Here is a 26,083-nt window from a genome sequence, read left to right on the forward strand (position 1 = left end):
GCGGCGGCTATTCGTTCCCTGGCCCGGGATCGGATTTCTGCGACCGGCCCGGACGGTGGAAATGACGTCCCCATCTGAGCCGAACGAGCGCCGCGGAGCGGAGATCCGAGAGCTTGCGGAGGTCTTCGGCGAACAGCCCGTAGTCGAGCGCGATCTTCTCGGCCCGGAACTGTTGGATGAGGCCCCTGGCGTGCCGCACGAGCTCCGCCTGATCGGTGGCAGTCCCCACAGCGTTGAACCTCCGGAGCACGCCGGCCTCGCCGTGCTCGCCAAGCCCGATACGCAGCTTCTGCGCCGCGTCGCCGAAGGACTGGCCCGCGACGTGCATGGGGCGTTCCCGCTGGCTCTGCTGATGCATCGCATACAGCGTCAGGGCGAGATGCGCGGCCCGCTCCTCGTCGTTGATGACGTCGCTCCGATAACCGGAAACGTAGATGCCCGGGCTGGTCCACTCGAGTAGTTCGATGGACTCGCCGGGCTCCTTGCCGACGCCGCGTCTCAGCTTCGCCAGCGCCCGGACCGCCCATGCTTCGTCATCGAGATACCCCCGCTGGATCTTCGTCACCTGCGCGGCGACCGCCTGCCCCAGGCCGGTGCGCGGCTCGTCGCCGGCCCCGCCGGGCCCGGGTCCCGTGTCGTCGTCGAGACCCGAGAGCGGTCCCTCTTCGACCTCGCTGCCATGCTGCGCGCTCATGCTGTTCCTTCCCCGGCTGCCTCGCCGTGTGCGGTCGACCGGACGAGGCTGCGCCTGAGTCCGGCACGGAACCACTGCTCCGCGATGTTGGTCTTCATCGTGACCGTCCGGCCACCGATCTGCACGTCTCGTCCCTGCCAGGCGGCCGCGCTGGCGGCCCGCACGCGCTCGTCGGCGAGGGCATGAACGATCACCCGCACCTGTGCCTTCCACTCGTCGAGCTGCGCCTCGGCGTCGGCATCGGGTTTCAGCCCGCTCAGCCATACTCGGAACGGCCGGTCGAGCGCCGCGTATCCGTCTTCGGCCGCACGCGACCGCGGACCCTCGGAGGATCCCCCGGAGGCGAGCGCCAGATTGCCTGCGAGGCCCATGAGCTCTCGGACCGCGCGGTCGGCGGCCTCGACCGAGCGCTCGACGGCGCCGGAGAGCTCGCCGCCGGCCTCTATCAGCGCGGCGAGCGGCGCCGAGACGCGGTCGTCGAGGATCTCGGTGACGACGGACTGGTTGCTGCCGTACTCGACGCCGAAGGCCCGCGGCGCAATCCGGGTCCCCTTCGGCAGGATTCCGTTCAGCATCAGATCCGCGTGCCAGGTGAGCACCTGCGGCGGAAACGCCGCCGCAGGCTCCCCCGCGGATCCGGCTGAACTGCTGCGTACGATCAGGCCCGATATCCCACGCCAGAACGCGCGACCGAGCTGGTGCGCCCGCGGCATGTAGACCGGGCCGGCCTTGAGCTTGTCGGTCTGCGGCTTGCTGTACCGCCAGGCCGAGTGGAACTCGCTCGTCCACTGGTTCTGCGGGGCGATCCGATCTCCGTTGCCGAGCACGCAACCGACCACCGAGTCGTCATCGGAGACGAGCCGGATGCGACGGGACTGCCAGGTGAGCAGATCCACGGGCCCGGTCGGCATCTCGTTCGGACGGGCCGCCGCCGTGTCCGGTTCCCGTTCCCAGGGTGGCAGATCGATGTTCGCCCGATCCCCGGGGTCGGGCGGCAGGTTGAGCAGCAGGGTGCGGTCGAGAGACTCCCCCTCGACGAGAATCCCACCGATGGCGCCTGCCCATCCGGTACCGATGGGGTACCCCCTGCCGCTCGTGGCGCGCGCATCGCCCACCATGCCCGATTTGATGCCGGACGGGTCGTAGGCCTGCGCGTGCACGAGCCACCGAGCAGCCTCGGCGAAGGGCAGGCGCTCGAGCGCGGACCCGGCCCGGCCGGTGAACAGTCGACTGTTCGAGGGCACGTCGAACAGCAGCGGAGTGATGTCTTTCACCTCGTTCTTCGCGGTGCGCAAATCGGCGACCTGGAAGAACGGGGTGACCGGATGAAGCAGGTCGAAACGGTCGGCGAAACCGTCGAGGTAGTCGAGCACGGGCTCCGCAGGGATCCCCTGGGACCAGAGCTCGGCCCACCCCTCGAAGTCGTCGGGATCCCGGAAGCGATCGACGAACGCCCGGCGCAGGATCGCGAGCAGAAGCCTTACGATCGCAAAGGTCTGCGTCGGCACCTCTCCGAGGATGTCGCGGACGCCGTCCGCCTCACGGAACACGCCGGTGAGCGAGAGCTCGCGCTCCGAGCCATCGGCCATGAGGCAGGGGATCCACGGCTCCGTGATCAGTGAGAACGTGGGACGATCAGCAGTCATCGCGCGCCTCCACGATCAGTCCGTCGCGCTCCGAGTATCGAAGCACGGCCCGCGGCAACACGCATCGCCCGTCACGGTCGAACACCACCATGAGCTCTCCTCTCAGTTCGATCGCCTGCTGCAGCCACTGCGGGGCGTTCACGGGCAGATTCTCAAGATCGGTTATCAGTTGTTCTATCCCGTACCTCTGACATTGGCCCTCCGGAATCCGGACCGCCGCGCGGAGGATCCGTCGCGCCGTCTTTCGATCCGGCACGCTGTTCAGCGGTACTTCCGCCGGCCCGTCGCCCCACCAGTCCGGGGTATGCAGCCGCTCGTCCTCGCTCCCGAAGAGCGCGAATATCTCGAGGCTCTCCCCGGAGAGCCGCACCGCAGCCCGCCCACGACGCTCGCCGGACTCCGCGTCTCCGACAGAGTTCAGCGCCCACTTCACCAGGCTGGTCCGGCTTCGCGGCACCGAGCGCAGCAGGAACGGTTCCGCCGTGTGGCGATCCTTCGCTCGTTTCCGTTCGAAGTCGCCCTTCGCTCGGGCGAGCGGCGCGACCCACTCGCCGCTCACAGCAGGCTCTCGATCCGAGTAGGCGGCCTGCACGAGCGGCGCGATGTCGTCGGGCAGCGCGATCCGGTCGCGGCCCTCGAGCACGGCGAGCGTGCGCAGACACAGGTGCTCCCCGTAGATTCGTTTGGAGCCCGCGACGGTCCCCGGTGGCTCCGCCGCCCAGTCGACCCCGGCGAGCACGAGACGGGGATCCTCGACCTTCCTCGGCCGGCTCCCCTCGGGCCGTTCGTGCCGATGCAGCCGCCCCGTGCGCTGCAACAGCAGATCGATCGGGGCGAGATCCGAGACCATCAGGTCGAAGTCGAGATCGAGCGACTGCTCGATCACTTGGGTGGCGACCACGATCGACCGCTCCGGGCGCCCGGTGCTGCGGCTCGGAGAACCGAAGCGGTCGAGGAGTTCTCGGTCCCGCGCGACCCGATCCTCGGCGAGGAAGCGGGAGTGCGCGAGGATCACGGGCGTCTCGGGGAACGCGGCCCGCAGGTGGGCCGCGGTTTCCTGCGCGCGGCCGACGGTGTTCCGGATCACGGCGACGCACCCGCCGTCGCTGAGGCGGTCGCCGAGCAGGGCTGAGAGCGTCGCGAGCTCGTCGTCGATCCGTTCCACCGCGACGGACCGCTCGGACCCCGTCCACCCGGGAAGACGGGCTTCGACCGTCGGACCTCCGCTCGCGACGAGCACCGGATACCCGATGTCGCCGGCGAGCGGCGCGCTCAGCGCTGCCAGGTCCGTGTTCGAGAGCGTCACACCGCGATCCGCGGCCCGGCCCCGCTCGTATGCGGCGACAAGATCCTGCCTGCGCTCGGAAGGAAGCGTCGCGGAGAGCATCACCGTCGGCACGCCGTACGCGCCGAGCCACTCGACCGCGCGGAGCAAAAATTCGCCCATATATGTGTCGTACGCATGAACTTCGTCGATCACCACAACCTTGCCCGCGAGCGCGAGCTGGCGGAGCGCGAGGTGCCGGCTCGCCAGCGAACCGAAGAGCACCTGGTCGATCGTGCCGACGACGAGGCTCGCGAACGGCCCCTTCTTGCTCCCGGAGAACCAGCGGTGCGCGACCACGGATCCGGCCTGCGCACCGCGCTCCCCCGGATCGATTGATCCGAAGCGGGCCGCGCGCATGAGTTCGAAGAACTCTTCGTTCAGTTTGGCGCGACCGTGGGCGAGGAACACGCTCGTACCGATTCCCGCCCGATCGGCCCAGGCGTGCAGACGCGTGAAGATCGCGTCGCTGGTGGCCTGGGTCGGTAGCGCGAAGAACAGACCATTCCGACCGAATCGAGCGGCGAGGATCTCGGCCGCGGCGAGCGCGGCCTCAGTCTTTCCAGCCCCCATCGGCGCTTCGAGGATCAGGAGGCCGGGATCCCGGATCGTTTGAGCGAGCTCGACGAACTCCCGCTGCACCGGATGCGGGCTCGCACCCGCGGGGAGCTCGAAGCGGGTCGTGAAGAGATCGTCAGGATCCTGGTCGTTTTCGAGCCGTGGCGCCCAGTTCGGCGCCGGTGCGAACGCGGCCCATGCTGCCCGCAAGCGAGCCTCGGGATCCGCACTCGGCGCGATCTGCTCCCCCACCCTGGCCAGCGGAAAGAAGTCGATATTGCTCGCGATCCAGTCGGCGATGATGAGCATCCCGGTCAAGAGCACCAGGTCGCTCTGCCGCAACTCTGCCCGCAGGATCCGGTCGAGGTGGGGTTCGACGTCCGGGCGGGACGCCGCGCGGTCCAACAGTTCCTGCCGGAGTTCCTCCCAGGCACCGATCCCACGAAGTCTCGGAAGATGCTCGGTTCTGATCACCAGCTTCGGATCCAGCGGGCGGCCGTGGTGGGCGCCGACGATACTCCCGAGTTGAAGGGCCAGCGTCTGGTCGGCACCGCAAGCGATCGCCCAATCCCGGAGCGAGCAGAAGGAGACGAGCTCGTGGCGCACCTGGGAGCGATCCGGATCGTGGCGCACGGAGGCGTCGATCCTCATGCCGTGTTCGGCCATCGCATCGGCCAGCGCCGGCTCCTGGGCGAGGAAGGCGGGGGAGGCCTTCCCTACGTCGTGGGTCCCTGCGAGCAGTCGGACCAGCCCCCTGGCGGCCTCTGGACTCCCCAGACGTTCCGCGAGACGGTTGCAGATCGACGACGCCCAGAATCCACGGTCCCAGAGTTCAGCCGCGATCTCGCCGGTATCTTCCAAGTGCTGCGGAAGGGAGAGCCAGTGGGTGATCGGGCCCTGGCCACCCTCAGCGCCTCTGGCGACCTCCTCGTCCCCGCGGAGGCTCTTCGCCCACACGGATCGCGCTGCGGTGCTGGATGTCACAGGTGGCTCCTATGCTCTGGGCCGAGGCATCGGTGCGTCGGCTATGGGAACCATATCCAACTCTGACGCGAAGTGCAAGATTAGTAAAATCTAAGCAGTGTGCGGTACATCATTCGGAATTTTGAAAACATTGAACAACCGAACTCCGCAAACCTTGCTCCACTCGGCCTGCCCTTGTCACGAAACCAGGTCTCGCTCCTACACTCGCCTGTGGTTCTCGACGCAGCTTTTGCTTCCACGAGATGGTCCAGATGCTCCGCACACTTCCTAGCAGCACACGGACTTCCATCCGCGCGAAGCGCGGCTGCTGGGGTCCGTCTCCGGGCTGGACCCCAGCCTCTCCCGCGACGGCGCGAACGTCCCGATGATCTCCAAGGTGGCCAGCGCGCGGAGCTCCCGCGCCGCACCTCGACCAGCCCTGCCAAGCGCGAGCAGATGCGACACGAGGGTGCCAAGATCCCCAACTCGCCAGGAACGGAAGCGCCGTAAACTGGAGCTGTGACCGATCCGAAGCTCGTGCAACGCGTCCAGATGGACGGGCTGCCGCATGCGTTCTTCCGAATCGACGCCGACGCCGAATACCGCTACGAGCTCAATTCCGGGTCTTGGACTCAGCTCGAGGGATTCCCGATCTCCTACAAGCTGGACTCCGGCGATGGTCTGACCGACGAGGTCAGCGAAGTCGTGTTCTGGCAGGCGATCCGCCAAGCCCAGACGTACACCACCGCATAGCGCACCGCACACACGAAACCCCAGACCACTCCGGTGCGAGGTTTCGTCGTTTCCAAGCCAGATGGGGCACACTCCGATGCGCCCGCGCTACGCCCAGTGATGAGCTGCAGGGCAAGGTCGGCGGCTTCGCCGGAGGCGCATCGACAGGACCCAAATCATCCTTTTCAACGAAGGAAGGGGTGGTTTTGGGACCGGTCGATAGCGCCAGCCGAGTCCGGGGCGCCCGAGGTACCACCCAGACCTCAAAACCCATCCACGCTACGCGCGGAGCTGAGCCGTTGCTCGAGGTGATGACGAAGTTGCCGTCGGGACCATCCGCGCTACGCGCGGAGCTGAGTCGGATCCCGGAGACGAGGGCGAGCACGCGCACGGACCATCCGCGCTACGCGCGGAGCTGAGTGCAGCCACCAGCCGAAGCCCGTGCCCGCCTGGGGACCATCCGCGCTACGCGCGGAGCTGAGCCGATGGGCACGCCGTGGTTCAAGCTCGAGGCGGGACCATCCGCGCTACGCGCGGAGCTGAGCGGCACCCGGGCCTGCTCGATCACATGAACCGCGGACCATCCGCGCTACGCGCGGAGCTGAGGCGACCCTCGCCGACGCGGACGGTCGCCTCCTGGGACCATCCGCGCTACGCGCGGAGCTGAGCGGCTCAAGCCCCGCGAGTGCTCGGGCTCCCAGGGACCATCCGCGCTAGGCGCGGAGCTGAGATGATGAATCGCTCGAGCGGCACTTCCCCGGAGGGACCATCCGCGCTACGCGCGGAGCTGAGACCGTCCTCGTGCTCGCCTGCTCGCTGGTCGTGGGACCATCCGCGCTACGCGCGGAGCTGAGTCGGTCGCGGCCTGAGCGAAGTCCGGAGACTTCGGACCATCCGCGCTACGCGCGGAGCTGAGTCGAAGCGCTACCCGGCAGGCGTGCCGGTCGCGGGACCATCCGCGCTACGCGCGGAGCTGAGGGCGCGGCAGCCGTCACCGCAGCCGGGGTGCTGGGACCATCCGCGCTACGCACGGAGCTGAGCTGAGCCCGGACAATGCGTCCATCCAGGTGTGAGGACCATCCGCGCTACGCGCGGAGCTGAGCGGAGCGGCTGCTCCCTCTCGAAGTAGTCGTCGGGACCATCCGCGCTACGCGCGGAGCTGAGTGGGGGCATGTCGTCATCTGGGATCCGTCCGCGGGACCATCCGCGCTACGCGCGGAGCTGAGTCGCTCTGGGACTGGATGGAGCAGAACCCGCACGGACCATCCGCGCTACGCGCAGAGCTGAGCGCAGTGGACACATCGTGAACCCGCACGGCCCGGGACCATCCGCGCTACGCGCCGAGCTGAGGCGAGCTGGGCGATCGTGAGTCCGCATCCGGGGGGACCATCCGCGCTACGCGCGGAGCTGAGCGTACCCGGACGGTATCGTCGAGGGCATGCTCAGGACCATCCGCGCTACGCGCGGAGCTGAGCTCCTCGCGGCGCTGCGCACCCCGCCCTCGTCGGGACCATCCGCGCTACGCGCGGAGCTGAGAACATCACCCACAACACCGCCGATCCGGAGAAGGGACCATCCGCGCTACGCGCGGAGCTGAGCGAAGTTCTTGACGGTGATGGACCAGGTGATCGGGACCATCCGCGCTACGCGCGGAGCTGAGTAGCACTCCGGGCACGCCCAACGCTGGAACGCCGGACCATCCGCGCTACGCGCGGAGCTGAGGCCTCGGCTTCCGCGATGAGTTCGCGTGCGTGCGGACCATCCGCGCTACGCGCGGAGCTGAGCACACCGCTCCCGGCACTCAGTGGCTCGAAGAGGGACCATCCGCGCTACGCGCGGAGCTGAGGCTCTGGACCGGAGACCTTGGCAGCACCCCCAACGGACCATCCGCGCTACGCGCGGAGCTGAGCCCGGTGCCGTACTCGGCCCCGGGGCTTTCGTGGGACCATCCGTGCTACGCGCGGAGCTGAGAACCTCTACCACGAGGAGACCGTCGGCGGCGAGGGACCATCCGCGCTACGCGCGGAGCTGAGGCACCGACGACGGTCTGCGCCATCGGCAGGCAAGGACCATCCGCGCTACGCGCGGAGCTGAGTCGAGGCTGCGACCGGGGGTCTCGATGCTCTGGGGACCATCCGCGCTACGCGCGGAGCTGAGTCGTGCATCCCGATCGAGGAGCAGCCGCGCGAGGGACCATCCGCGCTACGCGCGGAGCTGAGTCTGCAGGGTGTTCGTTCGCATACGCGGTGACCGGACCATCCGCGCTACGCGCGGAGCTGAGGGGCCGGGCACGATCAAGCGCGGCGACGTCGTGGGACCATCCGCGCTACGCGCGGAGCTGAGGACGCCGAGTCAGCCACCGTCATGGCGGGATGGGGACCATCCGCGCTACGCGCGGAGCTGAGAACCTGGGCATGTTCAGCGTGCCCCGCGGCAAGGGACCATCCGCGCTACGCGCGGAGCTGAGTGGAACGTCCGGCTCGCCTGGATGATGCCGTACGGACCATCCGCGCTACGCGCGGAGCTGAGGCTCCGTGATCAGGTGTTTCCTGACCCGGAACCTGCTTTCGCTTCAGTTTACGACGGCACAGGCCTGCCGGAGGCGCCAGGCCCAAGGCCCCAGGCCCCAAGGCCCCAGGCCCCAAGGCCCAGCCCGACCCCTACAACCGGGATCGGTGCTGTTCGCGCAGCTCCGCGACCGCGCGCTCGAGCGTCGGGTCGTCGCCTCGGGCGAGGCCCGCGTACTGCAGCACGACGCCGTCCTCGGTCGCCTGCGCCTTCACCCACATGCGTCGGCGCGGCACGAAGAGCGAGGTGAGCAGTCCGCCGAGCGCCGCGAGCGCGAAGATCAGCACGTAGTTCTGCGCCGGGTTCTGCATCACGTCGAAGGATGCGTACCGGGGCACCTTGTCGAGCGTGATCGTGCCCATGCCGTTCGGCAGCTCGGTCGTCTGCCCGGGCTTCAGCTCGATCGACTTCTTGTCGATCGCGCGGCCCGTGAGCTGCGTCATCTTGCTCGTGTCGAGCGCGTACACCGACTGCGGAATCCCCTGGTCGATGCCGAGGTCGCCCGAGAACACGTCGAGCGTGAGCACGGGGTTCAGCAGGTCGGGGTAGTTCGACGTGAACGCCCCGCTCTCGAGGTCCGCCTTGGTCGGGTAGAAGAAGCCGCGCAGGCCGACCTGCGTCGACTTGCCGTCCGTGTCCTTCAGCCCGTAAGGCACCTTGAGGACGCCGAGCGAGGTCAGCGTGCTGTTGTCCTGCGGGATGAACGGCATCGACTCGCTGTAGACGACGGTGCCCTTCGGATCCTTGATCGTGATCGTCGGCGCGTAGCCGTTCGCGATCAGGTAGATGGGCGAGCCGTGCACGCGCAGCGGATGGTTCACCCGGATCTCGTCCTTCGAGGTCGACCCGTCGGGATCGATGAGCGTGACGTGCGCGATGTAGTCGAGCACCTGGCCGATGGCCTTCGTGTTCTTGTCGTTCGGCGTGACGTACTTCACATCGAGGTCATCGAGCCGCATGCGGAACGGCGAGAGCGTGGAGTCGTCGAAGGATCGACCCGAGTTCGCCGAGTCGTAGTCGATGAGCTGATTCAGCAGCGTGTCACCCTCGACCAGCACCTTCTGCCCGTTGAAACTCAGGGCGCCGCCGAGGGCGACGCTGACCAGCACGCCGACGAGCGACAGGTGGAACACGAGGTTGCCCGTCTCGCGCAGGTAGCCGCGCTCGGCCGAGACCGACACGGACCCGGGACGGGAGCCGCGCCCCTCGACGCGCCGGATCTCGGTGCGGTAGCGCTGCTTCTTCAGCACGCTCGCGGCCTCGGCGACCGCCCGCTCGGCGAACTCGTCGCGCTCCGCGTCGGAGGCGTCGGGGTTCGAGATGCGGACCTCGGAGAACCCGGCCATGCGCTGCAGGCGGGCCGGGGTCTTCGGCGGACGTCCGCGGAGCGCGCGCCAGTGGTGCAGGATGCGGGGCAGCACGCAGCCGATCAACGAGATGAAGAGCAGCAGGTAGATGGCCGAGAACCAGACGGAGCCGTAGACGTCGAACGCCTGGATGGGGAACGCGTCGAGGAACTTGAACAGCTCGGGGTGCTGCTGCTGGTACTGCAGCACGCCGTTCGGGTCGGCGCTGCGCTGCGGCACGAGGGATCCCGGGATCGCGGCGACGGCGAGCAGCAGCAGCAGCACGAGCGCGACGCGCATGCTGGTGAGCTGGCGCCAGAACCAGCGCAACCAGCCGACGAAGCCGAGCTCGGGCGACTCGATCTTCTGCGACGCGACGCGGCCGCTGTTGCCGTCGTCGTAGTCGCTCGGTCGGCTCAGGTTCTCGGATTCCCGCCCGCCTCCGCGGGAGTCCCGGGATCGAGGGTCAGAGGATCGGGGCATAGCTCGAGATCACCGCCTGCAACGCAAACATCATCCGGCTCCACAGGCCGGTCACCATCAGAAGTCCGATCAGGATCAGCAGGCCGCCGCCGATGAGGTTCATCACGCGGATGTGCCGCTTGAAGAAGCCCATGGTCTGGGTCATCCAGCCGAACCCGAAGGCCGCGAGCACGAAGGGGATCCCGAGCCCGAGGCAGTAGAAGATCGCGAGGATCACGGCGCGGCCGATCGATCCCGACTGCGAGCTGAGCGAGAGCACCACGGCGAGCGTGGGGCCCATGCAGGGCGCCCAGCCGACGGCGAACACGATGCCCAGCAGCGGCGCGCCGATGAGCCCGACCCGCGGCTTCAGCTTCAGCTTGGTGGTGCGCTGCATGCGCGAGAAGACGCCCATGAACACGAGCCCCATGAGGATCACGACGACGCCCATCACCCGAGTGATCGTGTCCTGCCAGTCCCAGAGCCAGAGCCCGATCGAACCGGCGAACAGATTGAAGAGCACGAAGACGAGCGTGAAGCCGAGCACGAAGAGCAGGGATCCCAGCAGCATGCGACCGCGCTCGCGACGACCGGCCCGTTTCGGGTCCGCCGCGGCGGTGCTGCCCGAGTCCGATCCGGAGGTGCCGGAGACGTACGCCAGGTAGCCGGGCACGAGCGGCAGCACGCACGGCGAGAGGAACGATACGAGCCCTGCGGCGAGCGCGATCGCCACAGCCACGACCAATTGGCCGTCCGCGACGAGTCTGCCGATCTCCCCCACGACGCTACTTGGTCTTCTCAGCGAGGGTCTCGTTGAGCATGGAGCGCAGCTGCCCGGCGTCGGCGAGCTGGCCGAGCACGCGGTGCGCGACGCGGCCCTCGGCGTCGAGCACCAGGGTCACCGGGGTCGCGTTCAGCGGGATCGCACCGGCGAAGGCCCGCTGCACGCCGCGATCGCCCTCGACGTCGAGGATCGACGGGTACTGCACACCGAACTCCTCGGAGAACTGCTGAGCCTGAGCCGCCTGATCTCGGGTGTTGACGCCGACGAACTCGACGCCCTTCGGCGCGAACTCCTTCTGGGCCGTGTTCAGGTCCTTCGCCTCGACTCGGCAGGGAGCGCAACCGGCGTACCAGAAGTTCACGACCGTGACGTGGCCGAGCGTCTGCTTCGAGCCGAAGGTCGAGCCGTCCTCGGTCTTGCCCGAGTACTCGACGGGGGCCTTGCGCTTCTCGGGAGGGATGCTCACCGAGGAGCCGTCGCCCGAGATGTAGCCTTTGCCGCCGCCGTCCTTCCACTGCTCGGGAAGGGTGTCGTTGCCGCCGCTGCAGCCGGTCAGGGCGACGGCCGCCGCGAGCGGGAGCGCGAGGATCGCGGCGATCCTCGCGGCACCGCGCCGGTTCTTCGATCGACCGGTCACACGGCACCTACATCCACGGAATCCTCCACCAGGTCTGCGGCGGGCTCGCGGTAGTCCACTTCGAACCACCGCTCCCCTCGCCGCTCGAACGTCGTGATGCTCGACAGCGCGCAGCGCCGCTTCGCGGGGTTGTGCGCGAGCGACCGGCCCGCGATGTCGAGGTGGGCGATCCAGATGGGAGCCTGATGGCTCACCATGACGATGTCGCCGTCGCGCACCGAGTCCCAGTGCTCGTCCATCGCCTCGCGCACACGGCCGGCGATCTGACGGTAGGGCTCGCCCCAGCTGGGCCGCAGCGGGTTCCACAGCTTGGGCCAGTTGCGCGCCTGCTTGAAGGCGGCCTCGGGGCCCGTGTTGGGAAGGCCCTCGAAGCGGTTGGTCGGCTCGATGATGCGCTCGTCGGTGACGATCTCGAGCCCGAGCGCGGCGGCGACGGGTCGCGCCGACTCCTGCGTGCGCTGCAGCGGGGAGGCCACGAGCTTCGCGACCACGCGGTCGCTGCCGGCGATCTCGAGGGCCGCGGCCTCGGCCATGCGGTGACCGAGCTCGGAGAGGCGGTACCCGGGCAGGCGTCCGTAGAGGACGCGGTCGGGGTTGTGCACCTCCCCGTGGCGCACCAAATGCAGGAGTTTGTCGCTCACTCCTTCATTCTACGTTCGACTCGTCTGGGCGTTTGCCGGTGACCGCGGTCACCCCGGGTTCAGCCCAGGTCGTCGAGGCGTTGGGCGTAGGTGAAGAGGTCGAGCACGCGCACGCCGTCGATCCAGAGTCCGTCGCGCTCGGGTGCGCGCTCGAAGCCGAGCGCGTCGTAGAGGCGGTGGGCGCCGCGCATGTTCGGTGCCGTCTTGAGCACCACGGCGCCGAAGCCCTGCGTCCGCGCCTCCGCGAAGACGTGCCGCATGAGCGCGGCGGCGATCCCGCGCCTGCGGGCCTGCACCGCGACGCCGAGCAGGCGCAGGTCGAGCTCGTCGTCGGCCACGTCCTCGTGCAGCGGCGGGCCGTCGGCCCGCCGCGTGGTGACGCTGCCGAGCAGCTCGCCGTGCTCGTCGGTCGCGACCCAGACGTCGAACGCCTCGGCCCGCACGGCGGAACGGTGCATCGGGTCGTCGTCGTGCTCGTCCTCGCCGTAGTCGTGCGCGTACGCGGCGTCGATGAGGCGGTCGATCTCGGCGTACTCGGTCGGCAGAGCCGCCCGGATCCGGGTCTCGGTCCCCACGGTCATGCGCCGGACCGGGCGTTCGCGGGGGTCCACCCGAGCGCGGGGCCGATGCGCGTCGCGAGCTGGTGCAGGATCTGCTTCCAGTCCTCGAGCTCGAACTCGAACGGCAGCTCGAACAGATAGTCGTCGGCGGCCTGGAACGCGATGTCGCCGCGGATGAACTCGATGATCTCGTCCTGCGAGCCGAGCACGTCCTTCGCGATGATCGTGTTGCGTCCGTGCACCTGCTCGGTGCGCGGGTTGCGCGCCTCGGCGTACGCCCGGTACTTGCGCTCCTGCTCGGGCGTCGCGCCGTCGGTCGGCACGATCACGCGCGCCACCGTCGCCCGCGCGGCATCGCCCGCGGGGTGGGCCGCGCGGAACGCGTCGATCTGGTTGCGCTGCGCCTGCGCGAAGTCGGTCACGCCGTTCTCGGCCGAGCTGATGTTGCTGACCAGCCAGTTGAGGCCCGCGGATCCGGCCCACTCGGCCGAACGCAGCGATCCGCCGCCGTACCAGAGGCGGTCCGAGAGGCCCGGGCTGTGCGGTTCGACGCGCTCCGAGTCGAAGTCGCCGCCGATCCCGTTGTACTCGGGCACCTCGCGCACGCGGTCCCCGGCGAGCAGGCTGCGCAGCCGCTCGATGCGTCCGTAGCCGTAGTCCTCGTCGCGCCAGCCGGTGTCGTGCACGAGGTCGTTCGCCGCGTCGTCGTAGGCCGGCGGGTGCACGCTGAGCCCGGGCAGCGCGCGTCCGCCCGAGATCACGTCGACCGTCGCGAGGTCCTCGGCGAGGCGGAACGGGTTCTCGAAACCGACGGGGATCACGGCGTTGCCGAGCCCGATCCGCTCCGTGCGCTGCGAGATGGCGCCGAACAGCACCGCCGGCGCCGAGACGCCGTGCTGCAGGTGACGGGTGCGGGTCCAGCCGCTGTCGAGCCCCAGCTCCTCCGCGTAGCGGAACAGCTCGATCGCATCGTCGAACCCGGCACGGGGGTCGTCGCGGTCGAACGGGACGAGGTGGATGAAGCCGAGGTGGCGCAGCGGGCGCGAGGCGGTCATGGGGAGTCTCCTTCTGAGCTGGCTGAAGCGGGGCGGGATCGGCGCGGCGGCGCGATCAGATCTGGTAGTCGGGGGTGCCGAGCGCGAGGTGGTACTCGCGCAGGAAGGCTCGGGTGCGGGTGCCGACGGCGGGGCCGAAGAAGGTCTCGGGCGGCGCGTCCTCGATCACGTCGCCGCCGTCGAAGAACAGCACGCGCTGGGCGACCTGCCGCACGAAGTGCATCTCGTGCGAGACGATCACCATCGTCTGCCCGTCGGCCGCGATGCCCCGGATGGTGGCGAGCACCTCACCGACCAGTTCGGGGTCGAGCGCCGAGGTCGGTTCGTCGAGCAGCAGCACGCTCGGTTCCATGGCGAGCGCGCGGGCGATGCCCACCCGCTGCTGCTGACCGCCCGAGAGCTGCGCGGGGTAGTGCGCCGCGTGGCTCGCGAGGCCGACGCGATCGAGGTGGTCGAGCGCCTGCTGCTCGGCCGTGCGCCGGTCGAGACCGCGGATCACCCGCAGGCCCTCGGCGACGTTCTCGAGCGCGGTCTTGCGAGAGAACAGCTGGAACTGCTGGAACACCATCGCCGTGCGCCGGCGCAGTTCGAGGATCTCGGACCGCTTCGCCGTCGCCGCGTCCACCGTGAGATCGCCGACCGTGATGCGCCCGGAGTCCGGGTGCTCGAGGAAGTCGATGCAGCGCAGCAGCGTGGACTTGCCGGCCCCCGAGGGGCCGACCACGGCGGTCACGGTCCCCGGTTCGAAACGGAGCGTCACTCCGTCGAGGATCGTGCGATCCCCGAACGATTTGCGGACGTCGTCGAGCGCGATCATGCGGGCACCTCCGCGGTCTTCGGGTCGAGTGCGGCCGGGCGGCCGCCCGACCCGCGGATCCCCGCGGGGTCGGCCCCGCCCCGCCCGCGCCTCGAGCGCGGGATCGGGCGCTGCATGCGCCGCTCGACGACGCGCGTCACCTGCTCGATCACGACGGTCAGCCCCCAGTAGATGATGGCGGTCGCGAGGTACGCCTCGAAGTAGTGGTAGTCGCGCCCGCCGAGGATCTTGGCGTACGCCGTCACCTCGATCACCGAGACCACGAAGGCGAGCGACGACTGCTTCAGCATGCCGATGAACTGGCTGACGAGGGTCGGGAACGCGACCACGCTGGCGTTCGGGATCGTGATGCGGGTGAGGGTCTGCCATGGGGTCATGCCGAGCGACTGCGCGGCCTCGATCTCGCGCCGGTCCACCGAGAGCAGCGCCGCACGGATCGTCTCGGAGGCGTACGCGGCCTCCGCGAAGGCGAAGGTGATCGCCGCCACCAGGAAGGGGGAGAGCGCGAGCGCGTCGAAGCTGGTGCCCGCCGCCTGGTTGATCATCAGCACCGCGATGGGCACCGCGTTCACATTGAGCAGCAGCTGCACGAGCACCGGGGTGCCGCGCAGGTAGGACACGAAGACCGCGTTCACCTGGCGCAGCACCGGGATCCGGCTCATCTTGATGAGCGCCATGACCAGCCCGATCGCCGTGCCGAGCAGCGTGGCGAGCACGCTGAGCGCCAGGGTGATCGGGATGTAGGGCAGCAGACCGACGGCGTACTTGCCGACCGCCCCGAAGTCGATGATGGTCACGCGGACCCGCTACTGCTTGGGCACGGAGTAGTCGGCGCCGAAGAACTGCTCGCTGAGCTTCTTCAGCGTGCCGTCCTTCGCCAGCTCCTGCAGCGCCGTGTTGATCTCCTTCTCGACGTGCTCGCGGTTCGGGGTCTGCCGCGAGACCGCGAAGGCCGACTGCAGGTTGGTGCCGAAGTCTTTGGTGAGGTACTGCCCGTCGATGGGGACGAACGTAAGCTTCAGCTCGGGCTTCTTGCCGTAGCCGTCGAACACGACCCGCTCGTTGAACTCGAAATCGACGAGGCCTGCGGCGAGGTTGTTGTACTGGCTCTGCAGGTCGAGCTCGGTGTACTCGATGTTGATCTTCTTGTCGGGGTGCTGCTCGTTGTAGCTCTCGAGGATCTTGGTGAAGTTGAGACCAGGCTCCCCGTAGACCTTCTTGCCGGCGAGATCCTGCAGCGAATCGACCTTCGAGACGCCCGAGTCCTGCTTCACCACGACGCCGAACTGGGCCTCGAGGTAGGGATCGGTGAAGTCGTACTTCTTCTTGCGCTCCTCGTTCGCCGAGAGGTTGTTGGCGACGATGTTGAAGCGGCCGGAGTCGAGCCCCGCGAACAGGGCGGGGAACTCGGCGACCTGGAAGTCGAAGGAGAGGTCGGCGACCTTCTTGTCGACCGCGCGGAGGATCTCGATGTCGTAGCCGGTGAGCTTGTCGCTGTCGTCGAGGTACGTGTAGGGCTTCGGGCTCGCGCCCGTCGCGACCACGATCTTCTGGACCTTGCCGTCCTTCGCCCCGTCGCCGCTCGCGCCGGCCGTGCCCGAGCAGGCGGTCGCGCCGAGGCCGACGACGAGGAGGGCGCCGACGAGGGCGGCGGTGCGGGCGGAGCGCGTCATGAGCGGGGTCCTTTCGTGGGTGACAGGCCCACGTTAGGAACCAGAGACACATGCGTCCAAATTATGTGTCTCATTCTTACGCATTATGCATGCGTTGCGCGCCCATCCGCCTTGCACCAGGCCGTCACAGCCAGCGCGGCGCCTCCGGAAGCCGAACCGGAGCACCGTCGATTCCCGTCACGTCGAGCCCGGCCGTTTCCGAGACGCGACCGCGGCCCGAGGCCCAGGCGAGCAGGGCGGGAAGCGGCCCCGCGATCCGGATCGACGGCGCCCCACCGGGCGCAGGCGCGGCCGCGGAGAAGCCGCTCACCGGATCCGACAGGACGAAACCCGGCGTTTCTCCCCGCGCCGTCCAGGTCCCCACCATGTCGACGAGCAGCCGCTCGACGATCGGGGCCGGGACATCGTCCCATCGCGCCCCGTTGTCGAGGTCGATCGCGTGCAACCAGAGCTCGCGCAACCGCATCCAGACCGTCTCCGAGAATGCCACCTCGCGACCCGTCGCGGTGCGCACCGGCACACGCCAGGCCGCATCCGGGGTATCGCGCCACTCGACGCTCAGACTCACGGCCGAGTGATCGAAGAGGTGGCGGAGCGCGTGCGCCTGCAGCGTCGCGCCGCGGGCGATCTCCCGATCCCGCGCGCCCGGAGACGCGTACATCGGGTGCGGTACGCCGGTGCGCGCCCAGAACGCAAGCCGGCACAGCGCCCGCGCGTTGTAGCCGACGTGCGCCACGACGTGCCGACGGGTCCAGCCCGGGAGCCGCGTCGACGCGTCGAGCTCCGCGTCGCTCAGCTCCGCGAGCTTTCGCGCGAAGAACGCCGTCGCGCGCCGCGCTTCGAGCAGTTCGGAGCGCACCCGCGGATCCGTCGCGAGATCATGACGAGCGACCACGATCGCTCCCCTCGCTCCCGACGACGCGGTTGACGAGCGCCCCGATGCCCTCGATGCGGGTCTCGAGCACCTCGCCCGGGCGGAGATATCGCTCGGGATCCCGAGCCCGACCGACTCCGCCGGTCGTCCCCGTGAGGATCACGTCGCCCGGCAGGAGCTCGGTGATCGTCGAGATGTACGAGATCAGGAACTCGGGACCGTGCACGAGATCCCCGAGCGTCGCATCCTGCATCACCTCGCCGTCCACGAGCGTCTGGATGCGCGCATCGGCCGGCATCTCGTCGGCCGTCACCAGCTCGGGGCCGAGCGGTGTGCTCGCATCCCAGATCTTGCCCTGCAACCACTCGATCGTGCGGAACTGCCAAGTGCGCATCGATACGTCGTTGGCGATCGTGTAGCCGGCGATGTATGCTCCGGCCTCCTCCAGCGGGATCCGCCGTCCGGCTCGGCCGACGACGATCGCGAGCTCCGCCTCCCAGTCGATCGCGGAGTCCTCGGCCGGGATCTCGATGTCGGCGAACGGTCCGGTGAGCGTCTGCGCGAACTTCGCGAAGAGCGTCGGATGCGACGGCAGCTCGCGCCCCATCTCCCGGATGTGGCTCGCGTAGTTCAACCCGCAGCAGAGGATCTTTGCCGGACGCGGCACCACGGTCTCGAGCTCGGCCGCATCGAAGGGCACCTCGGATCCCCGCTCCGCCGTTGCGCCCGCGGCCCGCGCACGCCAGTCCGGATCGGCGAGCAGCTCGCCGACATCGGAGAATCCGGCGATCGGGATCCACCCGGTCTCGCCTCGCCTCGCCGCGGTGCTCCCCGATGCGGTGCGGATCGTTGCCAGTCTCATACGTTCTCCTCCTCGATGAAGCGGCGGTCGAAGTGCAGGCGCTCGATGATCGGCTGATCCCCGAACGCGAACAGGTCGAAGTCGGTCTCCGCGCCGATCCGGCACGCCGTCCACGAGGGCACGACGACGAGATCCCCGGTCTCGACGACGATGCGCTCGCCGTCGAGCACGAACTCGCCGCGCCCGGCGAACACCTGGTAGACGGTCGAGCCGACCTCGCGCACCGTGCGGGTCTGCGTGCCGGCGCGGAACCGGTGGAACTGCGCCCGGATGGTGGGCATGATGTCGCCCCCGGTCGTGGGGTTGACGTAGCGCACCGCGGCGTGGCCGGGCTCGATGGTCGCGGGCACTCCCTCGTCCTCGAGCAGGAGCTGCTGCGCGAGCGCCCGATCCGTGTGCTCCCAGCGGTATGCGCCGATCGGGGAGTTCACGGTGGGCTGCAGCGCAGACAGCGGCCGCAGGCCGGGATGACCCCACAGACGCTCCGAGCGCGAGATGTCGGGAGTCGCCTCGTCGGTCACGCGGTCGATGCCGAACTCGAAGAACCCGGTGTCGGTGTAATGCACGAAGGGGATGTCGAGCCCGTCGATCCAGGCCATCGGCCGGTCGGTCTCGTTGTGGTGGCCGTGGAAGTTCCATCCGGGCGTCAGCAGCAGATCGCCGCGGCGCATCGCGACCGGATCGCCGTTGACGACCGTCCACACGCCCTCACCCTCGACGACGAAGCGGAAGGCGTTCTGCGAGTGCCGGTGCTCCGGGGCGATCTCGCGACCGCCGAGGTACTGGATCGCCGCCCACAGCGTCGGGGTGATGTAGGGTCGCCCGCCGAGGCCCGGATTCGCCAGGGCGATCGCTCGACGTTCCCCGCCCCGTCCCACCGGTACCAGCTCGCCCGCCTGCTCGGCCACCGGCAGGATGCTGGTCCAGCGCCAGACGTGCGGCACCGCTTGCGGCGACGGCTGGTTCGGCATGAGGTCGCCGATCTGCGTCCACAGCGGGATCATGTGCTCGCGCTCCATGCGCCCGTAGAGATCGGCAAGGCCGGCCTCCTCCTCCGGCGTGGGCGGCAGCATGGTGTTCCGCACCTCATCGTGCGAGAGTTCCTCGAACTCGTCGGCGCTCATCGGCGACTCCTTCCTCGTGCCCGCCGAGCGGTGTCCCGCGGCGGCGTCGGTCTCGACGACTCCGAACGTAGGCGCGCCCTCGGCCGGACGGGTCGGGATTCCGCAGAGCAGAATCCCAGGGGGAGATCAGTGCCCGCCGCTCCCGTGGAACCCCTCGGCGGCGAGCGCGTCCTCGACGGCGTCGCGGCAGCTCCGCAGCTCCTCGACGACGCGTCCGGAGCGCATACGCGCGACGCGCGAGGAGCGCACCGCGACCGCGACCGCCGCGACGACGCGCGTCTCGCCGTCGCGGACGGGCATGGCGAGGGCGCTGAGCCCGAGTTCCGAATCGTCGAGGTTGCGGGCGTACCCGCTGCTGCGCACGGCGGCCAGCTCCCGGCGGAGCCTGGCGCGTTCTGATTCGGGCAGCGCATCGCCGGATCGGCCGGCCCGCTCGCCGCCGAGCAGCGTCTCGACCGACGCGGGAGAGAGGCTCGCGAGCATCGCGCGGCCCCCCGCCGTGTAGATCGCCGGCAGCACGATGCCCCGCCGGTCGCCGACGGCGCCGCCGTCGAGGGATTGGACCGTGAGTAGGAACCGGACCCGCGCGCCCACCCTGATCATCAGGTTGCTCGTCTCCCCGACCCGGTCGGTCAGGCGTTCGAGGTGCGGCCGAGCCAGGCGGCAGAGCTCGCGGGTCCACGGTTGTCCGATGGGCCGCTGCCCCACCGCCGGGCCCGGGTGGTAGCGGCGCTCCTCGTCCTGGAACGCGAAGTCCCGGAACACGAGCATGCCGAGCAGACGGTGTGCGGTCGAGTGCGCGACGCCGAGCTCGGATGCCGCATCCGCGACGCGCAGGGGACCGGTGTCGCGCAGCAGCTGGATGAGCGTGAGCGCGTGGTCGACGGAGGCGATCGGGTAGGACGGCGCCTCCCGGCGCAGCGGCACGTCGCGCATGGGCGCCTCTAGACCGGGGTCTCCGCGCTCTCCAGCGCGCGGAAGGCCGCGGTGACCTCGGCGGCGAACACCTCGGGGATCGTCTCGTACGGCACGTGGGCACCGCTGAACTCGGCGAAGTCGGCACGGTAGCGGTCGGCGATGCGCCGCAGGCTCTCGCGGTAGATCCCGAGGAGCTCGGTGTGCTGCTCCGTGCCGCCGACAGTGCCGATCCCGATCAGCAGCGGCGTCCGCCGCGCATCGATCAGCTCGTCGGGCGCGTCGTAGCGGTCGAGCACGCCGAGCTCATGACGTACCCACTGCTCGCCGTTGCCGCGCACGCGCTCGCGCAGTCCCTCCGGTTCGGGCACATCGCTGTCGTCGCCGACGAGCCACCCGTGGAAGTCCTGAACGGCCTCCGGGTAGCCGCCTCGGGCCACCGCCGCCTCCATCCGATCCTGCAGACCGCGCAGGAACGCGTCGCGATCCGGCAGCGTGCCGATCTTCGGCGGCTCGTGCGCGATGACCGCTCGGAGCACGTCCGGGTGGCGCAGGCACAGGTCCATCGCGATCGTGGCCCCGCTGCTGTTGCCGAACACGAGGGCCGGACCGAGGCCCACCGTCTCGATGAGCGCGGCCGCATCGTCCGCCTGCTGATCGATGTCGGTCGGCCCCAGCCCGCCCGCGACCGCGCTGCGGGAGTTGCCTCGGCGGTCGTAAGTGATCACGGTATATTCGCCCGAGAGCGCCGCGGCGGCGCGCTCGTACATGCCGGCGTCACCGCTGGCCCCCGGGATCAGCAGCAGCGGCCGGCCCGACCCCCGCAGCTCGTAGTGCAGTTCCGCGCCGGGCACCTTCGCCGTCCCGATCCGCTTCCCGTATCCGTCCATGTCAACGCTCCTTCGCTGTCGTCATCATCCGGTCGGCTCCGCTGCCGACCGGGATCTCCTGCAGATCGCGGGCGACCACGATCCGTCCATCGAACGTCGATGCGGCGGCATCGCGCCACATCTCCTCGGACACCACGTCCCCACCCGGTACGAGGTGGGAGAGCACCAGCGTGCCCACCCCGGCCTCCGCCGCGACGCGTCCCGCATCGGCGGCCGTGGTGTGGCAGCCGAGCAGGTGATCCATGAGGGTCCCCGCGTTCGCTCCCTCTGTCTGGGCGGCGAGAGCCTCCGGGAAGATCGCCTCGTGCACGAGCACGTCGGCTCCCCGGGCGAGCTCGATGAGCGCCGGACTGTAGGACGTGTCCCCTGAGAACACCACCGACCCCTGATCGCTGTCGAAGCGGTACCCGAGCGCCACCTCGAACGGCGGGTGGTCGACGAGCGCGGTCGAGACCCGCAGGCCGTTGCGCTCCCGGACCACACGCGCATCGTGGATGTCGGTGTTGCGCAGCATCTCGGGAAACGCTCGCCTGCCGGTGGTCGCGGTCCTCGCGGCGATCTCGGGGGCGGCCATGCTGAGGAAATCGTGCGTCATCGCCGTGGTGCCGGGGGGCCCGTAAAGGTCGATCACCTCTTCACGCCCGTCGGTCCAGGCGATGAGCGGCAGCGCACCGAGGTCGAGCATGTGGTCTGCGTGGTGGTGCGTGATGTAGGTGGCCGCGAGATCGCTGCGCGCGATCCCGGCCATCGCCATCTGCCTGGCGACGCCGTTGCCGCAATCGATCACGTGCACCTCACCGCGGTGGACGATGGCCTGAGCCGGTGCGGCACGCTTCGGGACGGGCCGGGGCCCGCCCGCCGTACCGAGCATGACGAGTCTCATCGCGTTCCTCCTCGTTCGGACTCGGGCAGGGTCACCCCGGCCGTACGGAACAGGTCCCGCGGGAACTTGCGCGCACGGAACATGCGGTTCGACCGCACCCCGGAGTCCTGGAAGGCCCGGAACTCCATGTGCGGGTTGACGTACTCCCAGACGGTGTCGCCATCGCGGGTCACCTCGAGCACCCGTCCGGCCAGGCCCTCGCAGGCGAGGGTGTTGCCGTTCGGCAGACGCTGCACCGACGACTGCAGCGCGCTGAACAGCTCCCACGGCACGGGGTCGGTGTACCGCCACACCTCCTCCCCGGTCTCGAGATCGAACTCGATCAGGCGGGAGTATGGCGGGGCGCCGTCGAGGCGGTTGAAGCCGTTGTCGAAGACCAGCACTGTTCCGTCGTCGGTGATCCACGGCGAGTGCTGCCCCGCGAGGGTTCCTGAGCCGTAGCGACGGGTGATCTCCCCCGTCTCCCGCGAGATGCGCAGCACGGTCGAGGTCTGCCGCGCGCTGAGCAGGATCTCCCCCGTCTCCAGCTCGGCGATCCCGTTGCCGTGCAACCATTCTTCGCGGTCCATGGGTCCCGGACCGATCACGTCGACCTCGGGGTCGAGGTGCTCCCAGCTGCGCCACTCCCAGATCTGATCGCCCTCCCGGGTGAGTTCGACCAGGGTGTCGGCCCACATCGTCGCTCCCGGCTCCCCGATTCCCCCGCGCACCCGCGCGGCGATCTCCTCGGGAACCGCTCCGATGCCGAGCAGCAGCACGTTCCCGTTGGCGAGCAGGATCCCGTCATGATGATGGCCGGAGTGCCGGACCTCCCAGAGCTTGCGCCCATCCCAGTCGAACTCGGCGATCGCACCGGCTTGGAACGGGAGCCCCGAGAGGAATGGATGGTCGTCGCGGACCTTGCCGTTCGCGAGCAGGGTGCCCCGGCTCGTGATCGTCTGTCCGAGCCCGGGAGGCCACGGCAGATCCCACCCGTGCACTTCCGCACCGGCCTCGTCGACGAGCCGGACTCGGGTCCCGCCCCAGCTCGAGGCGATGAGAGTCAGCCCCTTGTCCACGCGCTCGGGGTCGAGCAGGGTGACGCCGCCCAGCCGCCTCCGTTCCGGAACCGCGGTGAATGCCATCGTCACTCCCCGCTCAAGGTCTCGAGGCGGGCGATCAGCCGATCCATGCCGCCGAGGAACTCGAGCAGTTCCCCGCCGGAGAATTCCGCGAACGTGTCCGCTCGCAGTGCGTCGACGCGCGGACGTAGTTCCGCGAGCAGGCTCCGCCCTTCGGGGGTGAGCACCAGCACGTTGCGCCGCTGATCCCGCGGGTCCTTCAGCACGCGCACGTAGCCGCGCCGCGTGAGACGGTTCGCGACGTCGGTCATGTTCGACTTGTCCATCGAGAGGTGCGCGCCGATGTCCTTCTGACTCTCTCCGGGGAACCGTTCGAGGAAGGTCAGCACACCGAACTGGGTCGAGGTCACCTCGGCGGAGACCGCCCGGCCCCAGGATGCCGTGTAGAGCTGCGTCAGGCGGCGCAACCGCAGCATGAAGGCCCAGGTGGGGTCGGTCCCGCCCACGGTCTGCTCGGCCCGGGGCACCGTCGTCCCGTCGGTCGTGTTCGTCTCGTTCATCGCTGTCCTGCTTTCGTTCCGCCCAAGGCCACCTGCAACAATTCTGTCGGCGAAGTCTGCGCCGACTGCGAGCGGATCTCCCGGAGGATCTCCGCGCGCACCTCGCCGAAGCGAGGCAGGGTCTTCGTCTCGATCTGATCCCGTTCTCGACCGAGTCCCGTCTCCTCGACGCGCACCACACCTGCCGGCGAGCCGCCGAGAACCACGACGCGGTCGCTCAGATAGACGGCCTCGTCGACGTCGTGGGTCACGAGCAGCACCGAGGTCCGGTACTCCTCGCGCAGCTGCAGGGTCAGATCCTCGAGCTCGGCGCGCGTCTGCGCGTCGACGCTCGCGAAGGGCTCGTCCATGACGAGCACCGAGGGCTGGTAGGCGAGCGCCCGGGCGATCGCGACGCGCTGCTGCATCCCGCCGGAGAGCTCGTGCGGCAGCTTCTTCGCGTGGGCCGACAGCCCGACCGCTTCGAGCGCACGTTCGACGCGCACTGCGCGATCCGACTTCGGCAGGCCCTTCCCTTCGAGAGGAAGGGCGACGTTGTGCGCGACGCTCATCCAGGGGAGCAAGGACCGCGAATAGTCCTGGAAGACGATCGCGAGCCCCTCGGGCGGCGCAGCGACCCGGTCACCGCGGAAGCGGACCTCTCCGTCGGTCGGCGCGAGCAGTCCGGTGAGGCAGCGCAGCAGCGTCGTCTTCCCGGTTCCCGAGTGACCGACGACGCAGACGAACTCCTGGTCGTGCAGCGCGAAGTTCACGTCGGACAGGATCGTACGCCGCCGATCCCCCGAGCCGTACGCCTTGCTCAGGTGGACGGCTTCGAGCACCGCCGCTCCTGCGGATTCCGCTGAAGTGTTCATTTCTCTCTCCTCGAGGGGATGTGCGAGTTCGGGGCTCATGCGAGGCTCCGGGATGACGGGTGCCAGTGCAGGATCCGCCGCTGCACGAGGCCGAATACGGTGTTCAGGAGGTAGCCGATGATCGCGATCACCAGAGTGCCGACCCAGACGCCCGCGATGTCGAATTGGCGCTGCGACGCGATCACGAAGTGCCCGATGCCCTCGGTCGATCCGAACATCTCACTGATGATGACGACGATGAAGGAGACCGACAGGCCGATCTTGATCCCCGCGAGGATCTGCGGACTCGTCGCGGGCAGGATCACGGCGAAGAAGCCGCGAGTACGCGGCACGCGGAAGGCGCGCCCCATCTCCCGCTGCCTCGGGTCGATGGCTTGGGCCCCATCCATCGCTCCGATCAGGATCGGCCAGACCGAGCTCAGGAACACGACGAGCATTCTGGTTCCCGGGCCGAGACCGAAGATGAGCAGCAGCACCGGCACGATCGCCGCGTCGGGGATCGCGCGGATGAAGTCGATGAGCGGGCTCCAGAGCGCCCGTGCCGTGGGGAACAGGCCGAGTACCAGTCCGGCGGCCGTGCCGACCACGACCGCCGCCGCGAAGCCGACCGCCACGTTGATCAGGCTCGGGAGGAGATCACGCTGGAGACCGGTGGGCCACCACTCCTGGAATCGGGCCCAGACGTCCGCGGGGGTCGAGATGAAGATGTTGTTCGCGAGCGCGGCGTAAGCGGTCACCGCGACGAGCAGCAGCACCGGGAGCGCCAGGAAGGCGATCGCGGGCGATCCGAGGATCCGTTTCATGGTCAAGCCGTCCGTTCCATCCGAGTACGCGCGTAGTGCCACGCGAGGATCCTGCTGTCGAGCCGGCGCAGCGCCGAGAGCACCGCGATACCGAGGACCCCCGACCACACGGCGAAGGCGAAGACTCCGAGCCCGTCGCCGTTCACGTTGGCCACGGAGATCAGCTGGCCGACCCCGGGAGCGCCGGAGAGCAGCCCGGCGCCGATCGAGACCAGCAGCGCGACGGTCACCGCGAGCCGGAGCCCGGTGATGACGGAGGGCATGGTCGCGGGGAGCACGACCCGGAAGAACCGGACTCTCGCCCCGAGCCGGAAGCTCCTCGCCATGTCGAGTGTCTGCTCCTCGACGGAGCGTGCGCCCTCCGTCACCTGGATCAGCAGCGGCCAGAAGGCGACGAACGAGGCGAGCAGCACCACCATCTCGTTCGTCGCCCCGATGAAGAGCAGGAACAGCGGCACGAGCGCGACGCCCGGGACGGCACGGAGGAAGTCGATCGTCGATCGGGTATACCGGTCGGCGGCGGGGACCCGTCCGATGAGTATCCCGAGCGGTACGGCCACGACCGTGCAGATCACCACGCTCGCAGCGGCCTGCAGCAGGGTCGTCAGGGTCGCGCCCCAGGTCGCTGCCTTGCCGAGTTCACCGAGCAGCCTGCCGAACACCGTGGTGAACGGCGGCAGCGATGCTTCGGAGACGAGCCCGAGGCGGGCGATCGCCTCCCACAGCAGCATCGCGCCGACGATGCCGACCGCACCGAGCCAGAGCGCACGCACTCGCTTGTCCATGGGGTTCCGTTC

24 protein-coding genes and 1 CRISPR repeat array are annotated in these 26,083 nt (G+C 69.2%); of the genes, 1 reads left to right on the forward strand and 23 read right to left on the reverse strand.

The features are described from left to right. Positions 1-7: 7 nt before the first annotated feature. From casB to cas3, 3 genes are read right to left on the reverse strand one after another with little or no spacing between them, the layout of a single operon-like run. Positions 8-694 (reverse strand): type I-E CRISPR-associated protein Cse2/CasB, encoded by a 687-nt coding sequence (gene casB, locus ABD169_RS13810; RefSeq protein WP_344033126.1) that lies wholly within the window; start codon positions 692-694, stop codon positions 8-10. Further along, positions 691-2,340: a type I-E CRISPR-associated protein Cse1/CasA gene (casA, locus tag ABD169_RS13815; protein WP_344033128.1), complete on the reverse strand. Its 1,650-nt coding sequence runs from the start codon at positions 2,338-2,340 to the stop codon at positions 691-693. Before casA ends, casB begins: the two co-directional genes overlap by 4 nt. Beyond that, positions 2,330-5,206: a CRISPR-associated helicase Cas3' gene (cas3, locus tag ABD169_RS13820; RefSeq protein ID WP_344033130.1), complete on the reverse strand. Its 2,877-nt coding sequence runs from the start codon at positions 5,204-5,206 to the stop codon at positions 2,330-2,332. The genes casA and cas3 overlap by 11 nt, the downstream gene beginning before the upstream one ends. Positions 5,207-5,704: 498 nt before the next feature. Between cas3 and ABD169_RS13825 the strand changes: the two genes are divergently transcribed. Next, positions 5,705-5,938: a hypothetical protein gene (locus tag ABD169_RS13825; RefSeq protein ID WP_344033133.1), complete on the forward strand. Its 234-nt coding sequence runs from the start codon at positions 5,705-5,707 to the stop codon at positions 5,936-5,938. A 246-nt stretch (positions 5,939-6,184) separates the two neighbouring features. Further along, a CRISPR array of direct repeats spans positions 6,185-8,446; the repeat unit is 29 nt; unit sequence GGACCATCCGCGCTACGCGCGGAGCTGAG. A gap of 131 nt (positions 8,447-8,577) precedes the next feature. On the opposite strand, the gene resB is transcribed toward ABD169_RS13825, so the two are convergent. The 20 genes from resB to ABD169_RS13925 all read right to left on the reverse strand — a co-directional run bounded on the left by resB (position 8,578) and on the right by ABD169_RS13925 (position 26,071). Continuing rightward, on the reverse strand, positions 8,578-10,251 hold the full coding sequence (gene resB / locus ABD169_RS13830) for a cytochrome c biogenesis protein ResB (protein ID WP_425560974.1): 1,674 nt from the start codon (positions 10,249-10,251) through the stop codon (positions 8,578-8,580). Positions 10,252-10,297: 46 nt separating this feature from the next. Beyond that, the gene (locus ABD169_RS13835) at positions 10,298-11,074 is read right to left on the reverse strand and encodes a cytochrome c biogenesis CcdA family protein (RefSeq protein ID WP_344033137.1); all 777 of its coding nucleotides are present in this window, start codon (positions 11,072-11,074) and stop codon (positions 10,298-10,300) included. A gap of 4 nt (positions 11,075-11,078) precedes the next feature. Then, positions 11,079-11,714 carry a TlpA family protein disulfide reductase gene (locus ABD169_RS13840; protein WP_046456851.1) on the reverse strand — a complete coding sequence of 212 codons (636 nt, stop codon included), beginning with the start codon at positions 11,712-11,714 and terminating at the stop codon, positions 11,079-11,081. Continuing rightward, positions 11,711-12,355 (reverse strand): histidine phosphatase family protein, encoded by a 645-nt coding sequence (locus tag ABD169_RS13845; protein WP_046456850.1) that lies wholly within the window; start codon positions 12,353-12,355, stop codon positions 11,711-11,713. Before ABD169_RS13845 ends, ABD169_RS13840 begins: the two co-directional genes overlap by 4 nt. 59 nt (positions 12,356-12,414) lie before the next feature. Then, positions 12,415-12,936, reverse strand: coding sequence for a GNAT family N-acetyltransferase (locus ABD169_RS13850; protein WP_344033140.1), 522 nt, complete (start codon positions 12,934-12,936; stop codon positions 12,415-12,417). Beyond that, the gene (locus ABD169_RS13855) at positions 12,933-13,970 is read right to left on the reverse strand and encodes an LLM class flavin-dependent oxidoreductase (RefSeq protein ID WP_344033142.1); all 1,038 of its coding nucleotides are present in this window, start codon (positions 13,968-13,970) and stop codon (positions 12,933-12,935) included. Before ABD169_RS13855 ends, ABD169_RS13850 begins: the two co-directional genes overlap by 4 nt. 55 nt (positions 13,971-14,025) lie before the next feature. Beyond that, a complete protein-coding gene (locus ABD169_RS13860; RefSeq protein ID WP_344033144.1) occupies positions 14,026-14,787 on the reverse strand; it encodes an amino acid ABC transporter ATP-binding protein in 762 nt (253 codons plus the stop codon). Next, positions 14,784-15,584: an amino acid ABC transporter permease gene (locus ABD169_RS13865; RefSeq protein WP_344033147.1), complete on the reverse strand. Its 801-nt coding sequence runs from the start codon at positions 15,582-15,584 to the stop codon at positions 14,784-14,786. Before ABD169_RS13865 ends, ABD169_RS13860 begins: the two co-directional genes overlap by 4 nt. A 9-nt stretch (positions 15,585-15,593) precedes the next feature. Further along, a complete protein-coding gene (locus ABD169_RS13870) occupies positions 15,594-16,460 on the reverse strand; it encodes a transporter substrate-binding domain-containing protein (RefSeq protein ID WP_344033149.1) in 867 nt (288 codons plus the stop codon). A gap of 124 nt (positions 16,461-16,584) precedes the next feature. After that, on the reverse strand, positions 16,585-17,355 hold the full coding sequence (locus ABD169_RS13875) for a maleylpyruvate isomerase family mycothiol-dependent enzyme (RefSeq protein ID WP_344033151.1): 771 nt from the start codon (positions 17,353-17,355) through the stop codon (positions 16,585-16,587). Then, complete coding sequence (locus tag ABD169_RS13880; protein WP_344033153.1) at positions 17,339-18,196, reverse strand: fumarylacetoacetate hydrolase family protein; 858 nt, start codon at positions 18,194-18,196, stop codon at positions 17,339-17,341. The genes ABD169_RS13875 and ABD169_RS13880 overlap by 17 nt, the downstream gene beginning before the upstream one ends. Further along, positions 18,193-19,320, reverse strand: a complete 1,128-nt coding sequence (locus ABD169_RS13885; RefSeq protein ID WP_344033155.1) for a cupin domain-containing protein — start codon at positions 19,318-19,320, stop codon at positions 18,193-18,195. The genes ABD169_RS13880 and ABD169_RS13885 overlap by 4 nt, the downstream gene beginning before the upstream one ends. A gap of 126 nt (positions 19,321-19,446) precedes the next feature. Beyond that, on the reverse strand, positions 19,447-20,256 hold the full coding sequence (locus ABD169_RS13890) for an IclR family transcriptional regulator (protein WP_344033157.1): 810 nt from the start codon (positions 20,254-20,256) through the stop codon (positions 19,447-19,449). An 8-nt stretch (positions 20,257-20,264) separates the two neighbouring features. Further along, positions 20,265-21,125 carry an alpha/beta fold hydrolase gene (locus ABD169_RS13895; protein WP_344033160.1) on the reverse strand — a complete coding sequence of 287 codons (861 nt, stop codon included), beginning with the start codon at positions 21,123-21,125 and terminating at the stop codon, positions 20,265-20,267. 1 nt (position 21,126) lies between these two features. Further along, on the reverse strand, positions 21,127-22,008 hold the full coding sequence (locus tag ABD169_RS13900; protein WP_046456841.1) for an MBL fold metallo-hydrolase: 882 nt from the start codon (positions 22,006-22,008) through the stop codon (positions 21,127-21,129). After that, a complete protein-coding gene (locus ABD169_RS13905; protein ID WP_344033164.1) occupies positions 22,005-23,132 on the reverse strand; it encodes an aryl-sulfate sulfotransferase in 1,128 nt (375 codons plus the stop codon). The genes ABD169_RS13900 and ABD169_RS13905 overlap by 4 nt, the downstream gene beginning before the upstream one ends. Before the next feature lie 2 nt (positions 23,133-23,134). Next, positions 23,135-23,629, reverse strand: coding sequence for a MarR family winged helix-turn-helix transcriptional regulator (locus ABD169_RS13910; protein ID WP_344033166.1), 495 nt, complete (start codon positions 23,627-23,629; stop codon positions 23,135-23,137). Continuing rightward, positions 23,626-24,483: an ABC transporter ATP-binding protein gene (locus ABD169_RS13915; protein ID WP_344033168.1), complete on the reverse strand. Its 858-nt coding sequence runs from the start codon at positions 24,481-24,483 to the stop codon at positions 23,626-23,628. Before ABD169_RS13915 ends, ABD169_RS13910 begins: the two co-directional genes overlap by 4 nt. Before the next feature lie 35 nt (positions 24,484-24,518). Continuing rightward, positions 24,519-25,328, reverse strand: coding sequence for an ABC transporter permease (locus ABD169_RS13920; protein WP_344033170.1), 810 nt, complete (start codon positions 25,326-25,328; stop codon positions 24,519-24,521). Further along, the gene (locus ABD169_RS13925; protein ID WP_344033172.1) at positions 25,289-26,071 is read right to left on the reverse strand and encodes an ABC transporter permease; all 783 of its coding nucleotides are present in this window, start codon (positions 26,069-26,071) and stop codon (positions 25,289-25,291) included. The genes ABD169_RS13920 and ABD169_RS13925 overlap by 40 nt, the downstream gene beginning before the upstream one ends. Between the last annotated feature and the right edge of the window lie 12 nt (positions 26,072-26,083).

This window comes from Leucobacter iarius (assembly GCF_039530105.1).
In the GTDB taxonomy this organism is placed as follows: Bacteria; Actinomycetota; Actinomycetes; order Actinomycetales; family Microbacteriaceae; genus Leucobacter; species Leucobacter iarius.

Coding starts and splice junctions, on each gene's coding strand:
- ABD169_RS13880 (WP_344033153.1), bottom strand. CDS start 18,196: ATGAGACTGGCAACGATCCGCACCGCATCGGGGAGCACCGCGGCGAGG.
- casB (WP_344033126.1), bottom strand. CDS start 694: ATGAGCGCGCAGCATGGCAGCGAGGTCGAAGAGGGACCGCTCTCGGGT.
- ABD169_RS13910 (WP_344033166.1), bottom strand. CDS start 23,629: ATGAACGAGACGAACACGACCGACGGGACGACGGTGCCCCGGGCCGAG.
- ABD169_RS13870 (WP_344033149.1), bottom strand. CDS start 16,460: ATGACGCGCTCCGCCCGCACCGCCGCCCTCGTCGGCGCCCTCCTCGTC.
- ABD169_RS13885 (WP_344033155.1), bottom strand. CDS start 19,320: ATGAGCGCCGACGAGTTCGAGGAACTCTCGCACGATGAGGTGCGGAAC.
- ABD169_RS13890 (WP_344033157.1), bottom strand. CDS start 20,256: ATGCGCGACGTGCCGCTGCGCCGGGAGGCGCCGTCCTACCCGATCGCC.
- ABD169_RS13915 (WP_344033168.1), bottom strand. CDS start 24,483: ATGAACACTTCAGCGGAATCCGCAGGAGCGGCGGTGCTCGAAGCCGTC.
- ABD169_RS13900 (WP_046456841.1), bottom strand. CDS start 22,008: ATGAGACTCGTCATGCTCGGTACGGCGGGCGGGCCCCGGCCCGTCCCG.
- ABD169_RS13855 (WP_344033142.1), bottom strand. CDS start 13,970: ATGACCGCCTCGCGCCCGCTGCGCCACCTCGGCTTCATCCACCTCGTC.
- ABD169_RS13925 (WP_344033172.1), bottom strand. CDS start 26,071: ATGGACAAGCGAGTGCGTGCGCTCTGGCTCGGTGCGGTCGGCATCGTC.
- ABD169_RS13850 (WP_344033140.1), bottom strand. CDS start 12,936: ATGACCGTGGGGACCGAGACCCGGATCCGGGCGGCTCTGCCGACCGAG.
- casA (WP_344033128.1), bottom strand. CDS start 2,340: ATGACTGCTGATCGTCCCACGTTCTCACTGATCACGGAGCCGTGGATC.
- ABD169_RS13905 (WP_344033164.1), bottom strand. CDS start 23,132: ATGGCATTCACCGCGGTTCCGGAACGGAGGCGGCTGGGCGGCGTCACC.
- ABD169_RS13895 (WP_344033160.1), bottom strand. CDS start 21,125: ATGGACGGATACGGGAAGCGGATCGGGACGGCGAAGGTGCCCGGCGCG.
- ABD169_RS13860 (WP_344033144.1), bottom strand. CDS start 14,787: ATGATCGCGCTCGACGACGTCCGCAAATCGTTCGGGGATCGCACGATC.